The sequence below is a fragment of the Chitinophaga sp. genome (genome assembly GCF_039596455.1).
In the GTDB taxonomy this organism is placed as follows: Bacteria; Bacteroidota; Bacteroidia; order Chitinophagales; family Chitinophagaceae; genus Chitinophaga.
In genome coordinates this window covers 121,424-136,140 of sequence record NZ_JBCNJR010000010.1, presented here as the reverse complement: position 1 = coordinate 136,140, position 14,717 = coordinate 121,424, and the positions used below count along the sequence as shown (strand labels likewise).

Here is a 14,717-nt window from a genome sequence, read left to right as displayed (position 1 = left end):
TTGTTAAGGCGCAAAAATAAGGGAATAACGGTGAAAACCTACACCTGCACCACCCCCATGCGGAACGTTTCCTCCACCGGCGCATGATTGGCTGCTGCCAGGCATTCCGCCACTACCTGCCGCGTTTGTGCAGGGTCTATGATGGCATCTACCCACAAGCGCGCCGCGGCATAGTACGGCGTGGTTTGCGCGTTATACTTGTCGGTGATGTTTTTCAACAGGTTCTTTTCTTCTTCTGGAGAAATGGTTTCACCTTTGGCTTTGAGGGAGGCCACCTGTATTTGCAGCAGCGTTTTGGCGGCCTGCTCTCCGCCCATTACCGCTATTTTGGCATTGGGCCAGGCAAAAATGAAGCGCGGGTCGTACGCCTTGCCGCACATGGCGTAATTGCCCGCGCCGTAAGAGTTGCCGATGATCACAGTGATCTTCGGCACTACAGAATTGGCCACCGCGTTCACCAGCTTGGCGCCGTCTTTAATAATTCCGGCGTGCTCGCTGCGGCTGCCCACCATAAAACCCGTAACGTCCTGCAAAAACAGGAGCGGTATCTTTTTCTGGTTGCAGTTCATGATGAAACGCGCGGCCTTGTCTGCGCTGTCGTTGTAAATAACGCCGCCCATCTGCATCTCGCCTTTTTTGCTTTTCACCATTTTGCGCTGGTTGGCCACAATGCCTACCGCCCAGCCGTCTATGCGCGCGTAGCCGCAGAGGATGGTTTTGCCGTAATCCTGCTTGTATTCATCAAACACCCCGCCATCTGTGAGCCGGGCTATCACTTCATGCACGTCATAAGATTTGCTGCCGTCTTCCGGGATGATGCCGTACAGCTCCTCCGCGGGCTTCAGCGGCGCCACCGGTGCAATGCGGTCAAAACCTGCGCCGGTATTGTGCCCCAGGCGGGCCACAATGTCTTTGATCCTGTCAAGGCATTCCTGGTCTGTTTTGAACTTGTAATCCGCGATGCCGGAAATTTCTGTGTGTGTAACGGCGCCGCCCAGGGTCTCCGCATCCACTTCCTCCCCAATGGCCGCCTTCACCAGGTAGGGCCCTGCCAGGAAGATGGAGCCGTTGCCTTCCACCATCAGCACCTCGTCACTCATGATAGGCAGGTAAGCCCCGCCGGCTACGCAGCTGCCCATTACGGCGGCTATCTGGGTAATGCCCATGGCGCTCATGCGGGCGTTGTTGCGGAAAATGCGGCCGAAGTGCTCTTTGTCGGGGAAAATTTCGTCCTGCATAGGCAGGTACACCCCGGCGCTGTCTACCAGGTAAATAACAGGCAGCCGGTTTTCCATGGCAATTTCCTGCAGGCGAAGGTTCTTTTTGCCGGTGAGGGGAAACCAGGCCCCGGCCTTAACCGTCATGTCATTGGCTACTATTACGCACTGGCGGCCGCTGACATAACCCAGTCCCGCCACGGTGCCGCCCGCCGGGCAGCCGCCATGTTCCGCGTACATGTCATACGCCGTAAAAGCCCCTATTTCCGTAAAGATGGTATTTTTGTCTATAAGATAACTGATCCGTTCCCGGGGGCTCAATTTGCCCCGCTGCCTGAGCTTTTCCAGGCTTTTTTTCCCGCCCCCCTGCTCTATGACCGCCAGCCTTTGTTTCATTGTGCTGAGCAGCCTGCGCATCGTATCCTCATTTTTATTAAATTCCAGTTGCTGTTGCTCCATAAAGTGGTATTTAATTTGACTAAAAATAAGGGAAAAATGGGGGAATGGCCTGTTAATTGTGAATGGAACATCAGCCACTAAACCTAATAGTCATGTCCACACTCGTTGTTTTATCGGAGTCTCTCCAGCATCTCTACCACGGCACGCCCTGGCTGGATGTGACCTTTCTTGAACACCTGCAGGAAACGGATGCGGAGCAGGCCACCCGCCGCATAGGCCAGAGCCATAACATCTGGGAGCTGGTGAACCACATCATTTTCTGGCACCAGAACGTGACACGCAAACTGAAAGGCGAAAAGCCGGAACAGGAAGGCGATCTGCCTGATTTCTACCTGCCGGAGAACCATGGCGAAAATAACTGGCAGGCTACCCTGCAGCGGCTGGAACATTCCATTACCCAAATGGTGGAAACAATCCGTAACTTTCCGGAAGAGAAGCTGTATACGCCCGTGCCGGAAACACAGCACAACGCCCATTATTACATCCAGGGCGTTTTGCAGCATGCAGCTTATCACCTGGGCCAGATAGTGCTGCTCAGGAAGCATGTGATACAATAACAAACCATCAATATGCCAGCACCCCAATTGTCCCGCGGGCGCGTGTACAGCGTAGATGTGCTGAGAGGGCTGATCATGATCATTATGGCGCTTGACCACGTGCGTGATTTTTTCCATGTATCCGCCATGACGCAAGACCCGCTTGACGCCCAGACCACCACTCCCATATTGTATTTCACCCGCTGGGTTACCCACTTCTGCGCACCATTGTTCGTATTGCTCTCCGGCCTTTCCGTACGCCTGATGCATACCCGCAAGAGCACGGCGGAAATCAGCCGCTTTCTGCTCACGCGGGGTTTGTGGCTGATACTGATAGAAGTAACGGTAGTGTCTCTGGCGCTTACCTTCAACCCGCTCCTCAATGTTATGATATTGCAGGTCATATGGGCCATCGGCATCGGCTTCCTGTTCCTGGCGCTGCTGGTGTGGCTGCCCTGGCAGGCTGTGCTGGGCCTGGGCATACTCATTGCCGCCGGGCATAACCTGCTGGACTATGTGCAGGCCCGCCCCGGTTTTCAGCCCGGCGCCCTGTGGGAATTTGCGCACCAGACGCGGTATAACTTTTACGAATTATTCCCCGGCCACGGGGTGATCGTGATCTATCCTTTCCTGCCCTGGGTGGGCATTATGCTCCTGGGTTACGGGCTTGGCCGGGTGTTTGAGGCAGATGTGAGCCCCGGCCGCAGGCAGAAGCTGCTCACTATTACCGGCATTGCCATGCTGGCCGTTTTTGTTGTATTGCGCGGCTGGAATATTTATGGCGACCCTGACCCCTGGGCGGGTTCTTTTTATGCATTTATGAACGTGGAGAAATACCCGCCTTCGCTGCTGTATACCTGCGCCACCATCGGGCCGGGCCTGCTGATGCTGGCGGTGCTGGAACATACGCGCAACCGCGTTACGGAAGTGGCCAAGGTATATGGCAGCGTTCCCTTCTTCTATTACATCCTGCACTTTTACCTGATACACGGGCTGTGTGTAGTGGCGTTTTTTATCAGCGGGTATGGTGTGAACGATATTGTAACACCCAACCAGCTGTTCCTTTTCAGGCCGCCCGCTTTCGGTTACCCGCTGTGGGCGGTGTACCTGATCTGGATAGCCGTAGTGGCCGTATTGTACCGCCCCTGCCGCTGGTACTCCCAATACAAACAAACGCACCGGCAATGGTGGCTCAGCTACCTGTAGGCATTTTCAGCTCGTAACGTTCCTCATACACATCCTGGCCCCAGAGGTGCTCCGGGGTAGACGCAGTTTTTACAAACCCTGCTTTCAAATAAATGCCGGCGGCGGTTTGCTGCTGGTTGGTGGTGAGCAGGTATACTTCCCTGAAACGCTGTGCGCGGCAAAAATCCATGGCTTCCTGCATGAGCGCCCTGCCCAGGCCTATGCCCCTGAACTCCGGCCTGATGAGGAACCAGCGCAGCTGGGCGCGGCCGCGGCCTTTGTGAATAATGGCAATCATGCCGGCCAGCTCCCCGAAGCAATTGGCCAGCCATACGCGGTCTTTGGCGGGGTTGTAGGTTTGCAGGAACTCGTGCAGCGTTTCTGTTACGTACTGTTCAAAACGCAGATCGTACTGGTATTCTTCCGCGTATACCTGTCCGTGCACCCGGATAATGTCTCCAATATCTCCCGGCTGCAGGCCATGGCGTATCTCCACATCTTCCAGGCGCGGCCGCCCTCCTGGCATTTTCAACAGGCAGCGCACCTTGTTCATGGCATGGCCCACCTGCCGGCGCTGCTCAACGGAAAGGTCTGCCAGCATCTGCCTGATCTGCATGTCTGACAGCTCGTTCATCTGCGCCATCAGCTTTTTACCGCGGGCCGTGAGCTGCAGGTAGCTGGAGCGGCCGTCTTCCGGGAGCGGGTGTTTGATGACCAGCCCTTTTTTCTCGAAATTCCGGAGCAGGCGGCTCAGGTAACCGGCATCTATATTGAGAGCTTCCCGTATGCCCGTAGCCGTAGTCTGGTGGTTGAAATGGATCTCGTATATCACACGCATCTCCGTAAGGGAGTATTCACTATCAAAAACATGCTGCTGCAGCAGGCCCAGCTGCATGGTATAAAAACGGTTGAACTGGCGGATGTTGGCTATCATGGTGGCCTCCTGTTCCTGTGTCATAAAGCGGATTTTACCACCAAAATATTATAAATAGTTGATTTTGTCAACTATTTTATTTGACTTTAGCAACTTGTTATTTCCGTGTGTTTTTCAGGCCGTTCAGGCATTAAAAACAACAGTTCGTAGAAAAACAGGTGGCCGGCCGGGGAACATTTTTAATTTGCGCCCCATGAAATGGTTCCCTGTACTTCTATTATCCTTCTGCTTTTTTGCAGCAGCCCATTCCCTTCAGGCGCAGGAGTTCCCGAAAAGAACGTACCGCGTACAGCTGGGCCTGCCTTTTTTGCCCTCGCTGAACGTACATATGGAAAACAGGCTGAGCCGCAATGCTTCACTGGTGGCTAAAATAGATGCGGTAGCGCAATTCAGCGCATCCAGCTCCCTGGGCACCAGCGGCAGCGTGGCGTATGTACCCTCTGCGGAGCTCAGATGGTACTATAACATGGCGAGGCGGGTGGAAAAGGGCAAATCCGTTCAGCGTTTCTCCGGCAATTTCTTCTCTGTGGAACCTTTTGTAAAAGCAACAGAGACCAGGTTCGGCAATTCAACTTTATACCCGCCGCCGGTATATCCGGGCGCCGGTTTGCTGGTGAATTACGGCCTGCAGCGCGGGTTTGGAGAGCATGGCCACTGGGGGCTCTGCCTGGGCATTACGCCTGTTGCCGTGCTGGACGGCCAATACGCTACTGTTGTTAAGATTAATTTCCAGCTTGGGCTGCAATGGTAACGCGTTTTTTTTACTATTTTAGTACGAGGCTTATTCCCATTTGCGACAGTACTAAAACCATCTTATGTTCGATCCGTTTCCAATAGATAAAAGTGCCGTTGGTCCTGAAGATGTGAACCGTTCCATAGAAACGATCAGGGAGGCCCTCCGCGAAAGTGAAGAACGCTACCGCCAGCTGGTGCAGGCCTTACCTGCAGCTGTCTACTCCTGTGACGCGCAGGGGTACATTACTTTTTACAACGACGCAGCCGCCTCATTATGGGGCCGCAGCCCGGAAATCGGGAAAGACCAGTGGTGCGGCTCCTGGAAAATCTTCAAAACAGACGGCAGTCCGTTGCCGCTTGATGAATGCCCTATGGCTGTAGCGCTTCAGGAGCAAACAGCTGTAACGGGCGCCGAAATAATCGTGGAAAGACCGGATGGCACCCGCCGTTTCATACAGCCCTTCCCCCAACCCGTTTTTAACAGTGAAGGCAGGTTCATAGGCGCCACCAACCTGCTGGTTGATATTACGGACAGCAAGGTGTCTGAAGAGCAGAGCGCTTACCTTGCCGCCATCATCAATTCTTCAGATGACGCCATTGTGAGTAAAACGCTCAACGGCATCGTTACCAGCTGGAACAAGAGCGCAGAGCGTATTTTTGGCTATACGGCCGCCGAAATGGTAGGCCAGCCCATTACCAGGATCATCCCTCCGGAACGGCTGGAGGAGGAACCGGAGATACTGCGCCGCATTAGCGCCGGGGCGCGCATTGACCATTTCGAGACCCAAAGGGTGACCAAAGACGGCCGCCTGCTGGATATATCCGTCACCATCTCCCCCATTATCAATAAAGCCGGCAAAATCATCGGCGCTTCCAAAATTGCCCGGGATATTACCTCTCAGCGGCAAGCAGAAAGAGCACTCAGGGAAAAGGAAGAAAAGTTCACGAACATGCTGGAGCAGATCATCCGCGAGCGTACGCATGAGCTGGTGCTGCTCAATAGCCGGCTGCAGAAATCCAACCATGACCTGGAGCAGTTTGCCTACATTGCCAGTCACGACCTGCAGGAGCCGCTCCGGAAAATACTCACCTTTTCCGAACTGATCGCAGACAATGAAAGCACCCTTACTGAAGAACAGCTGCGGTACCTGCAGAAGATCAGGGCATCTGCCAGGCAAATGGCCGCGCTGATCAAAGATGTGCTGCACTACTCCCGCCTTACGGCCCACAATGACCAGCATGCTCCCACAGACCTTCACGGGCTCTTCGATGAAGTGCTTGCAGAATTCGACCTGATGATAGAACAAACCAGCGCCACGGTCCATGTACAGCCGCTGCCGGTGATCAGGGGCATTCCCACGCAGATCAAACAATTGTTCCGCAACCTCCTGAGCAACTCCATGAAGTTCAGTGACCGGCCGCCGGTGATCAACGTGCAGGCACATACGGAAGACGGGCACACTACTATCACGTTCAGGGACAACGGCATCGGTTTTGAACAGGTATATGCAGACAAGATATTTCACATCTTCAACCGCCTCAACAATCGCGGCAAATACAACGGCACCGGCGTAGGGCTTGCGCTCTGCAAAAAGATAGTGGAGAACCACCAGGGCAGCATCCGCGCGGAAAGCGCGCCCGGCAAGGGCAGTACGTTTTACATCCGGCTCCCGCTGGGCTGAGTTGATACAAAACGTATGCTCAGGCAGTGCTTCCCGGCGCCGGGTGTTTGCTGAAATACGCCCTGAACATGCCTGCATACTGATGGTCTTCCAGTGTGTGCAGCTGCTGCTGAAGCTGCAATATTCTCACTGCTTCCTGCCAGAGCGCGGGCTCATCGTCAGGAAAAATAGCGATCACGTCTTGCAGCGATTTTACCACGCTCAGCATTTCCGCACGGTGTTGCGTAAGCTCCGTTCTGTCCAGCCGCAGGCCTTCAATGGTGGCGCGGCCGCGCTCGCTGTTATGGAAAGGGATGATGTTTTCGTTGTCAAAAGTAAGATGCGCCGCCGGGTCATCATGTTCGGGATGAATAAAAAGCGGGTCTTCCTCCTCAATGCTATGCAGGTGCGAGAGCGCCCGTGTTCCGGGCGTTTGCAGGGGGAACAGGTTGCCTTTATGCCGCTGGTTGCAGCGGGCGCAGGCCAGGAAAAGATTGTCCCAATGGTACGCCAGCCAGTAATAACCGGGTTGTATGAAAGGCGCGCCCGCTGCCTGGCGGGAGGCTGCTTTGGGCCGGAAATGCTCTACGTCCCCGTCGTCTATATGCCCGATCTTTGACTCGCAAAAGCAGCATTTGTAGTGCTGTACGGCAATCAGCGCGTTTTTTACGTCTTTGTCTGCGTAAATGTTCTTCTTGAAAATGAAGCTGCGGGTACCGGCATCGTAGGCGGCTTCCAGTACTTTCTTTTCTGCCAGGCCGGCAGTTTGCAATGCGGGGGGAACGGGTAACAAAGCTTTGGAGATCCTGATCATTTGTCTTTTTTTGCTTGCCGCGCCTGGAGCATGGCCGCGGCTTCCCTTACAATGTTCCTGGCCCTGATGTCCAGTTCCGATTCTGCATAGGGCAGGGTTTCAGCATAGGCGTTCAGCTGGTCAAGCTCCTGCTGCTCCTGCGGCGTGAGCGTTTTCTGACCTATCAGCGCCCTTCTTCTTTCCAGCTTTTCTTCTACTTCCTGGTTGCGGGAAGGCAGCTCGAACAGCTCGCTGGAAAGTATCTGGTCTATGCGCCAGTTGCGCACGTTGTCTACATTCTGATCTATCACCACTTCGCTGCCCTGCTTTTTCAGCAACACGAGGTTGGCGTTATGCGGCGCAGACTGCACTATCAGCGGCGAGTGGGCGGTTACAATGAACTGCGTGGCGGGGAAGGTCTGGCCCAGGAAGTCAAATATCTTCCGCTGCCATTTGGGATGCAGGTGCAGGTCTATTTCGTCTATGAGCACAATGGCCGGCTCTTCCAGCGGATTGGGAGAATCCGGGTAGCGCTCAAACATGCGGTAGGCGAAATCCGCCAGCCAGGCCACCATGCATTTATAGCCCAGGCTCAGGTGGTGCAGGGGTACCCAGCCCAGGTGCGTGAGAAACTCTACGCCGGGCATCAGCTTTTCTACGGTGGGCGTGGTGAAGCGGATGTCTTCCACATCGGGCAGCAGGCCTATCAGTATCTGCTTCACCTTGTTGCGGCGCTCAATGGCCAGGGTTTGCGCTTCGGAGGGGATGTTGGCGGAATAGTCCAGCTGGAGCAGCCACTCCTCCGCGTTCACCAGCGTTACGTATTCGTTGAACAATGATGCGGCATTGCCCGGCGGGGTATCTGTTAGGGCGGCGTTGCCTGTCATGCGGCTGGCGCCGTACCCAAAGCACTGGATGTGCTCGTAGGCTTTATCGCTATGCCAGCTCATGCCCATCTGCACAAAGCCTTTCATGAGCAGTACGGCATCATCTTCGTAAGTATCTGTTGTGAAATTGAAACGGGCTGACACCAGGGTGGCCAGCAGCCTGTCTGGCTTGCCGCTGAAGTCTTTCTGCGGCATGCCGGAGGGAGAAAAACCGGCTTCGTTGTTCACCTGGTCTTTCGTCATCTGGAAAGCTGCCAGCAATTGCAGCAGGGTGGTTTTGCCGGTGCCGTTATCCCCAAGGATAACCGTCCATTGTTTCCACTTGCCCTGTTCGTCAGTGAGGTTCAGCAGGGAATCTTTCCCGAAGCAGCATACCTTGTCTATGTGCAGGGAACGGAAATAAGCGCCAGGCGTCAAATTAAAAGGAATTATGGATCAAAAGAGGGAAAACGGTTCAGGGCCACTTGTCCTTGAACATCTCAATAACAGATGGATGGAAGATCCGGTATCTTTTACCATTGATTTCCACCACCGAACCTTTTTTCTGGCTCACAGGCAAGAGCGTCCTGTTCTGTACCTTCAAGGTTTTATTATCAAGTAGTTTGATGGTCATAATACATCAAAATTAACGTTTTTCCGGGAAACTTTCCAAATGCGGCCGGGTTTTTCACACGGCTTCATCAAACCCGCCCCCATCCGGCCAGTTGGCCCAATGGGTGTTAGGCAGCACGGTGGGCTGGTAAGCCGCTGCCTTGCCGGTAGCCAGCACGCGGGCCAACTGCCGGAAGGTCTCCGTATGGCCGGGCAGCTCCTCTCCTGCAACGTCAGGGTGATACCAGGCGGCCATGGTAAATATTTCCGGCAGGTCTGCCGGCAGTTTGTGCGCTATTTCCGCGCGGGTTACCCAGAAATGACGGGCGTATTCCGGCAGCAGGCCCCGCATAAAGGCCGCGTAATGGATGCTACCGTCCGCTTCCAGCTGGATGCCCCTGGCTGCGTAATGCGCGGCATCTCTTCTGATAGGTATCACACTGTTCCTGACCCGTATGCTGTGTGCCTGCGGGCCCAGGCAGCCGCCTGATCCTTCGGGGAAAGCCGGCAGCTCATTGTCTGCCGCAAAGCCGAAAAAATGATCATTGTCTACCGCCGGGCCATTGATGCAGTTGCCGTATGTGTAGGCAATGGTCATTAACCCGTCAAGGCCGGGCAGCCGGTTGTTCCAGGCTATTATTTCAATCAGCATGGCCCAGCGGCGGCTGTCACGGAAGAGCGTGAGCTGCTGGTCCCCATGAAACAGGTACCCGTTGTCCAGCATGGGAAAGGTGTAATTGGCCGCAGCCGCGTCCAGTTGCGCCAGTATTTCCTGTTCGGTAAAGGGCATGTGACATCATTGGTTTCAAGGCGCAAATTAGCAAAATTTCTCTCCGGCGGTGGCTTTGCGGGCTTATTCCACTTTCAAACTCGTAACCGGGTTTTGCCGTGCCGCTCTCAGCACCTGCCCGCTTACCGTAAGCAGGGCCACCAGCATTACTATCAGTCCCGGCAGCACGTACAGCCACCACGGCATGCTGATATGAAACGCAAAGCGCGCCAGCCATTGCTGCAGCAGGTAGCTGCCCAGCGGCAGGCTGATGCAGAAGGCCGCCAGCAGCAAGCGGATGTACTCTTTAGACAGCAGCAGCAATATGTTGGACACGGAAGCCCCGTGTACCTTGCGGATGCCTATTTCCTTGCTCTTTTTTTCAGCCAGGAAGGAAATGAGCCCGAACAGGCCGAGGCAGGCTATGAACAATGCAAAAGCGGCGAAGTAGTTAAAGATGGCGCCCATCCGTTTTTCAGACTCGTAAAGGTTGGCGTAATCCTTATTCACAAAGTTATAGGCAAAGGGATAACCGGGGTTGAACTGTTTCCATGTTTTTTCCACGAGCTGCAGCGCCGCTTCTGTATGGCCGCCTTTGATCCTCACAAAATGGTAGTCGTCCCACCAGGGATTGATGCGGATCACGAGCGGCTCAATTTTCTGGTGCAGGGACTTGAAGTTGAAATCTTTCACGATGCCGATAATGGAGCCCTGGAGATCTCCCAGCTTAAAACGTTTGCCCACCGGGTCTTTCAGCCCGGTCAATTTCACTGCGGCCTCATTCAGCACGTAGTTGAAAGAGTCTGCCGGGTGCTGTACGGAAAAGCTCCTGCCTTCCTTCATGGTAAAGCCCATGGTCTCAATAAAATCAAACCCTACGGTGTAGCAGTACAGTTGCGTGCGGGCATCTTTGTCTTTACCATCCCAGTCAAAGCCGCCCCAGAGGTGTACCGTATAGGTGGGAATATCTGAAGAGGTGGTAACATTGGCAATCTCCGGATGCCGCAGCAGCTCCTGTTTGAAGGCGTTATAGTTTTTGGAGATGTTTCCCTGGCGGGGCACGTAGATCAGCTGGTCTTTTGCGTAGCCCAGGTTTTTGTTCATGAAATAGTTGAACTGCCGGTATATCACCAGCGTGCCTAATATGAGTATAACGGTAACGGCAAACTGCACCACCACCAGCGTTCTCCGGAAATACACGCCGCCTTTGCCCGGGCTGAAGGTGCCTTTCAACACCTTGATAGGCTGAAAGCTGCTTAATATAACGGCAGGATAACTCCCGGCCAGCAGGCCTATCACCACTGCGCCGCCGAAGAAAGCCAGCAGCAAGGGCCATTGCTGCAAGCCCAGCTCCAGTTTTTTGTCTACCATATTATTGAAAGAAGGCAGCAGCAGGTAAACGGCCGCCAGCGCCAATATATAAGCCATGATGGCAAACAGCAGGGACTCGCTGAGCAGCTGCCCTATTACGCTGCTGCGGTTGGCGCCGATGGTTTTGCGCAGCCCTATTTCCTTGGCCCGTTTTTCGGAGCGGGCGGTGGAAAGGTTCATGAAGTTGATGCAGGCAATAAAGATGATGAGCAGGGCCACTATCCAGAAAATGCGCACGTATTGGGAACGTTCCTTGGAGGAACCGTAAAGGTCTATGTCAAGGCTGGAATGAAGATGAATGTCTTTTACCGCCTGCAGGAAAAAGATATCGGCCAGATCATCATTGGTTTTGGCATATGCTGAAATGGCTGCGGAGAGCGCGGCGGGATCTGCGTCTGGCGCCAGCTGAAAGTAGCCGTAGTAATAATTATTGTTCCAGTCAAGCCCCCAGTTTTTGAGGTACAGCTGGCGGAAGGGCAGCAAAACAGTAAATGAAAAATGGGTATTGGCCGGCAGGTCTTCCAGTATGCCGGTTACCTTGTATGGCTCCATATTGTTCAGCAGCAGGGTTTTGCCCAGCGCTTCCTCCTTGCCAAAGTACCTTTCCGCCGTGCTTTTGGTGAGCACTACGGAGTTGGGCTCCACCAGCGCCGTGGCGGGATCGCCTTGCAGCATCGGGAAGGGGAAAACGGTAAAGAAGGTGGAGTCTACATAAGTGATGTTATCATACAACCTGGTTTCCTTGTAGGAGAACAGCTGCTGCTGGTTGTTGGGCCGTACGCGGGTAAACTCGGTAATACCGGCATAACGTTCTTTCAGAAAACCGGGCAAAGGCGCAGGAGACGCGGCAGACCTGAAGAGCACGCCATTGTCCAGCTGCTGGTGCTGTACCAGGCGGTAGGCCCTGTCTGCGCCGGGCAGAAAAGAGTCATAGCTGCGCTCATTCATGATCCAGAGGAAGATCAGCATGGAAGCTATCATGCTCAGGGTGAGGCCGGCAATGTTCACGAGGGAAAACACCTTGTTCTTGCGCAGGTTTCTCCAGGCTACTTTAAGATAGTTCAGCAACATGGTCATGGCTTTTACTGGCAATGCCCTCAGCAAGAACGCTGCCATTTCACGCAGGTGGCTACTGGCCTGCATTGCAGCATTTTACGCCCTGCCGCGTTTGTCCGGAAACGGACAGTTCCCGTCCGGAATTGGCCGCCATGCAGAAAATGCAACATCAATTTTATATTTTTAGCCCCAAATGAACAAACCTATTCTCGTCATAAAGTTCGGCACCGCGTCTATTACATTGGCAAACGGGGAGCTGGACGAAAATGTGATAGCGGCCATAGCGGCACAGGTAGCCGCCATACATGACCAGTACAACGTGGTGCTGGTATCTTCCGGGGCGGTAGCCGCCGGCAAAAAGCAGCTGAAGGCCTATAACGGCACCATCAGCGAACGCAAGGCGGCAGCGGCCATCGGCAACCCCGTGCTGCTCAACCGGTATTCCCACTACTTTTCCCAATACGGCATTGCCATTGCCCAAAGCCTGTGCGAGCGCACGCACTTTTCCAACCGCAACCAGTTCCTCCAGCTGAAAAAAACCTACGAGGAGCTGTGGGCCTCCGGCATTATTCCCATTGCCAATGAGAACGATGTGGTGAGCGACCTGGAGCTGAAATTTTCAGACAATGATGAGCTGGCCACCCTCATAGCCGTCGGCTTTGGCGCCTCCCTCCTGCTTTTCAGCACTTCCGTAGCGGGCGTGCTGGACAAGGAAGGCAATATTGTGCCGCAGATAGACGTGATAGATGAGGCGGCGCTGGGACTGGCGGACAAGAAAAAATCATCCCTGGGCCTCGGCGGCATGGTGTCCAAGCTTACTTTTGCCAGGCTGGCCACGCGCATGGGCATCAGGGTGGTCATATTCGGCATCAGCACCCCCAACGGCATTCCGCTGGCGGTAGCCGGTAAAACGGGCACACTCTGCCTGCCCCAGCCTTGCAGCATGCCTGCCCGCAAAAAGTGGCTGGCCAGCGGCAGCCTGGTAACCGGCCGCCTGCTGGTAGACGCCGGTGCGCAGGAGGCGCTGCGCAAGCGCCACAGCCTGCTGGCAGTAGGCGTTACCGCCGTACAAGAGAAGTTTGAGCGCGGTGAGGTGGTGGAAATTGCAGATGAGAAAAACAACGTCATAGCCGTGGCCCGCGCCAAAGTATCTTCTGATATGCTGGACGGGAACGGCCGCGCCAAAAAACTGGAAGTGGCGCACGCAGATGAGATCGTATTGTTATAGCACCCGGCCAAATGCCGCTGCTGACATAAAATAGCACAAGAACCATGGAATCTATCATACCCATGCTGGAAGCTGCACAGCTTGCCAGCCGCTCCATAAAGGCCCTGCCCGATGCTGAAAAGCAGGCCCTGCTGAAGGCCCTGGCTGCCAGCCTGGAAGCCAATACCGCCGCCATCATGCAGGAGAATAAAAAAGACCTTGACCAGATGCCGGACACAGACCCGAAGAAAGACCGCCTGCTGCTCAACGCAGAGCGTATACAGGGGCTGGCCGCCAGCCTGCACGATATTGCGGCCCTGCCAGACCCTGCCAACCAGGTAATATCCGAAAAGAAGCTGGACAACGGCCTGCTGGTGCGCAAACAAACCGTACCCCTCGGCGTAGTGGGCGTTATTTACGAATCACGCCCCAACGTAACGGTAGACGTGGCGGCCCTTTGCCTCCGCTCCGGCAACGCCTGCGTGCTGCGCGGCGGCACAGACGCATTTTATACCAACACCTGCCTGGTGGCCCTCATCAAAACCGCCCTGCAAAACGCCGGCGTAAACCCTGATGCAGTGCAGCTGCTGCCCACAGACCGCAAGCACGTAGGCGAGCTGCTGACCGCCGTGAAGTACATAGACATCCTGATACCGCGCGGCTCCCAGCAACTGATAGATTATGTACGCGCAGAATCGCGCGTGCCGGTGATCGAGACCGGGGCGGGCGTATGCCATACCTACGTGGAGCAAACGGCAGACCTCGAAAAGGCCGGCCGCATTGTGACCAACGCCAAGGTATCCCGCCCCTCCGTCTGCAACGCGCTTGACACGGTGCTGGTAGACCGGGCCGTGGCCACCGGTTTTCTACCGCTGCTGGCCCCTTCCCTGGCGGCGTACAACGTAGAGATATTTGCCGATGAAGAAGCCCATGGCATTCTTCAGCAAGCAGGTTACCCGCTGCTGCAGCATGCCACGGCGGATGATTTCGGGCGGGAGTTCCTGGATTTCAAATGTTCCGTGAAAGTGGTGAGCGGGGCTGATGAAGCGCTTGATCACATCCGTCAATATTCCTCTAAACACTCGGAGGCCATCATATCTAATAACGCGGCCCTGAGCGAGCGCTTCCTGAACGAAGTGGACGCGGCGGCGGTGTACGTGAACGCTTCCACCCGTTTTACAGACGGCGGCGTATTTGGCCTGGGCGCGGAAATTGGTATTTCCACGCAAAAGCTTCATGCCCGCGGGCCCTTTGCGCTGGAAAAACTGGTCACAGAAAAATGGGTGGTGTACGGAGACGGGCAGGTACGCTGAGCG

The 14,717-nt window shown here is 54.8% G+C and carries 13 protein-coding genes; 6 read left to right on the top strand and 7 right to left on the bottom strand.

Annotation, left to right across the window (positions count from 1 at the left end; translation table 11 throughout):
• Nucleotides 1-38: 38 nt before the first annotated feature.
• Nucleotides 39-1,676, bottom strand: coding sequence for a carboxyl transferase domain-containing protein (locus ABDW36_RS23830; protein WP_343704445.1), 1,638 nt, complete (start codon nt 1,674-1,676; stop codon nt 39-41).
• Nucleotides 1,677-1,768: 92 nt separating this feature from the next.
• Here ABDW36_RS23830 and ABDW36_RS23825 point away from each other — a divergent pair, with 92 nt between their 5' ends.
• A complete protein-coding gene (locus ABDW36_RS23825) occupies nt 1,769-2,233 on the top strand; it encodes a DinB family protein (protein WP_343704444.1) in 465 nt (154 codons plus the stop codon).
• A 12-nt stretch (nt 2,234-2,245) separates the two neighbouring features.
• Nucleotides 2,246-3,418 carry a heparan-alpha-glucosaminide N-acetyltransferase domain-containing protein gene (locus ABDW36_RS23820; RefSeq protein ID WP_343704443.1) on the top strand — a complete coding sequence of 391 codons (1,173 nt, stop codon included), beginning with the start codon at nt 2,246-2,248 and terminating at the stop codon, nt 3,416-3,418.
• Here the strand turns inward: ABDW36_RS23820 and ABDW36_RS23815 are convergent.
• Nucleotides 3,405-4,355, bottom strand: a complete 951-nt coding sequence (locus ABDW36_RS23815) for a helix-turn-helix domain-containing GNAT family N-acetyltransferase (RefSeq protein ID WP_343704442.1) — start codon at nt 4,353-4,355, stop codon at nt 3,405-3,407. The genes ABDW36_RS23820 and ABDW36_RS23815 overlap by 14 nt on opposite strands.
• Nucleotides 4,356-4,524: 169 nt before the next feature.
• On the opposite strand from ABDW36_RS23815, the gene ABDW36_RS23810 reads away from it, so the two are divergent.
• Both ABDW36_RS23810 and ABDW36_RS23805 read left to right on the top strand, forming a co-directional pair.
• Nucleotides 4,525-5,082 carry a hypothetical protein gene (locus ABDW36_RS23810; RefSeq protein WP_343704441.1) on the top strand — a complete coding sequence of 186 codons (558 nt, stop codon included), beginning with the start codon at nt 4,525-4,527 and terminating at the stop codon, nt 5,080-5,082.
• A 64-nt stretch (nt 5,083-5,146) separates the two neighbouring features.
• Nucleotides 5,147-6,748, top strand: a complete 1,602-nt coding sequence (locus tag ABDW36_RS23805) for a PAS domain S-box protein (protein ID WP_343704440.1) — start codon at nt 5,147-5,149, stop codon at nt 6,746-6,748.
• Between the two features lie 19 nt (nt 6,749-6,767).
• Here ABDW36_RS23805 and ABDW36_RS23800 read toward each other — a convergent pair whose 3' ends face one another.
• The 5 genes from ABDW36_RS23800 to ABDW36_RS23780 all read right to left on the bottom strand — a co-directional run bounded on the left by ABDW36_RS23800 (nt 6,768) and on the right by ABDW36_RS23780 (nt 12,281).
• The gene (locus tag ABDW36_RS23800; protein ID WP_343704439.1) at nt 6,768-7,541 is read right to left on the bottom strand and encodes a hypothetical protein; all 774 of its coding nucleotides are present in this window, start codon (nt 7,539-7,541) and stop codon (nt 6,768-6,770) included.
• Nucleotides 7,538-8,824: an AAA family ATPase gene (locus ABDW36_RS23795; protein WP_343704438.1), complete on the bottom strand. Its 1,287-nt coding sequence runs from the start codon at nt 8,822-8,824 to the stop codon at nt 7,538-7,540. Before ABDW36_RS23795 ends, ABDW36_RS23800 begins: the two co-directional genes overlap by 4 nt.
• A gap of 37 nt (nt 8,825-8,861) precedes the next feature.
• A complete protein-coding gene (locus tag ABDW36_RS23790) occupies nt 8,862-9,020 on the bottom strand; it encodes a hypothetical protein (protein WP_343704437.1) in 159 nt (52 codons plus the stop codon).
• A 54-nt stretch (nt 9,021-9,074) separates the two neighbouring features.
• The gene (locus tag ABDW36_RS23785; protein WP_343704436.1) at nt 9,075-9,788 is read right to left on the bottom strand and encodes a hypothetical protein; all 714 of its coding nucleotides are present in this window, start codon (nt 9,786-9,788) and stop codon (nt 9,075-9,077) included.
• Nucleotides 9,789-9,851: 63 nt separating this feature from the next.
• Nucleotides 9,852-12,281, bottom strand: coding sequence for an ABC transporter permease (locus ABDW36_RS23780; RefSeq protein ID WP_343704435.1), 2,430 nt, complete (start codon nt 12,279-12,281; stop codon nt 9,852-9,854).
• 106 nt (nt 12,282-12,387) lie between these two features.
• Here ABDW36_RS23780 and proB point away from each other — a divergent pair, with 106 nt between their 5' ends.
• Together proB and ABDW36_RS23770 are read left to right on the top strand one after the other, a co-directional pair.
• Nucleotides 12,388-13,422 (top strand): glutamate 5-kinase, encoded by a 1,035-nt coding sequence (gene proB / locus ABDW36_RS23775; RefSeq protein WP_343704434.1) that lies wholly within the window; start codon nt 12,388-12,390, stop codon nt 13,420-13,422.
• 44 nt (nt 13,423-13,466) lie between these two features.
• Entirely contained in the window at nt 13,467-14,714 is a 1,248-nt protein-coding gene (locus tag ABDW36_RS23770) for a glutamate-5-semialdehyde dehydrogenase (protein ID WP_343704433.1), read from the top strand.
• The last annotated feature ends 3 nt before the right edge of the window (nt 14,715-14,717 follow it).

Coding starts and splice junctions, on each gene's coding strand:
- ABDW36_RS23830 (WP_343704445.1), bottom strand. CDS start 1,676: ATGGAGCAACAGCAACTGGAATTTAATAAAAATGAGGATACGATGCGC.
- ABDW36_RS23825 (WP_343704444.1), top strand. CDS start 1,769: ATGTCCACACTCGTTGTTTTATCGGAGTCTCTCCAGCATCTCTACCAC.
- ABDW36_RS23820 (WP_343704443.1), top strand. CDS start 2,246: ATGCCAGCACCCCAATTGTCCCGCGGGCGCGTGTACAGCGTAGATGTG.
- ABDW36_RS23815 (WP_343704442.1), bottom strand. CDS start 4,355: ATGACACAGGAACAGGAGGCCACCATGATAGCCAACATCCGCCAGTTC.
- ABDW36_RS23810 (WP_343704441.1), top strand. CDS start 4,525: ATGAAATGGTTCCCTGTACTTCTATTATCCTTCTGCTTTTTTGCAGCA.
- ABDW36_RS23805 (WP_343704440.1), top strand. CDS start 5,147: ATGTTCGATCCGTTTCCAATAGATAAAAGTGCCGTTGGTCCTGAAGAT.
- ABDW36_RS23800 (WP_343704439.1), bottom strand. CDS start 7,541: ATGATCAGGATCTCCAAAGCTTTGTTACCCGTTCCCCCCGCATTGCAA.
- ABDW36_RS23790 (WP_343704437.1), bottom strand. CDS start 9,020: ATGACCATCAAACTACTTGATAATAAAACCTTGAAGGTACAGAACAGG.
- ABDW36_RS23785 (WP_343704436.1), bottom strand. CDS start 9,788: ATGCCCTTTACCGAACAGGAAATACTGGCGCAACTGGACGCGGCTGCG.
- ABDW36_RS23780 (WP_343704435.1), bottom strand. CDS start 12,281: ATGCAGGCCAGTAGCCACCTGCGTGAAATGGCAGCGTTCTTGCTGAGG.
- proB (WP_343704434.1), top strand. CDS start 12,388: ATGAACAAACCTATTCTCGTCATAAAGTTCGGCACCGCGTCTATTACA.
- ABDW36_RS23770 (WP_343704433.1), top strand. CDS start 13,467: ATGGAATCTATCATACCCATGCTGGAAGCTGCACAGCTTGCCAGCCGC.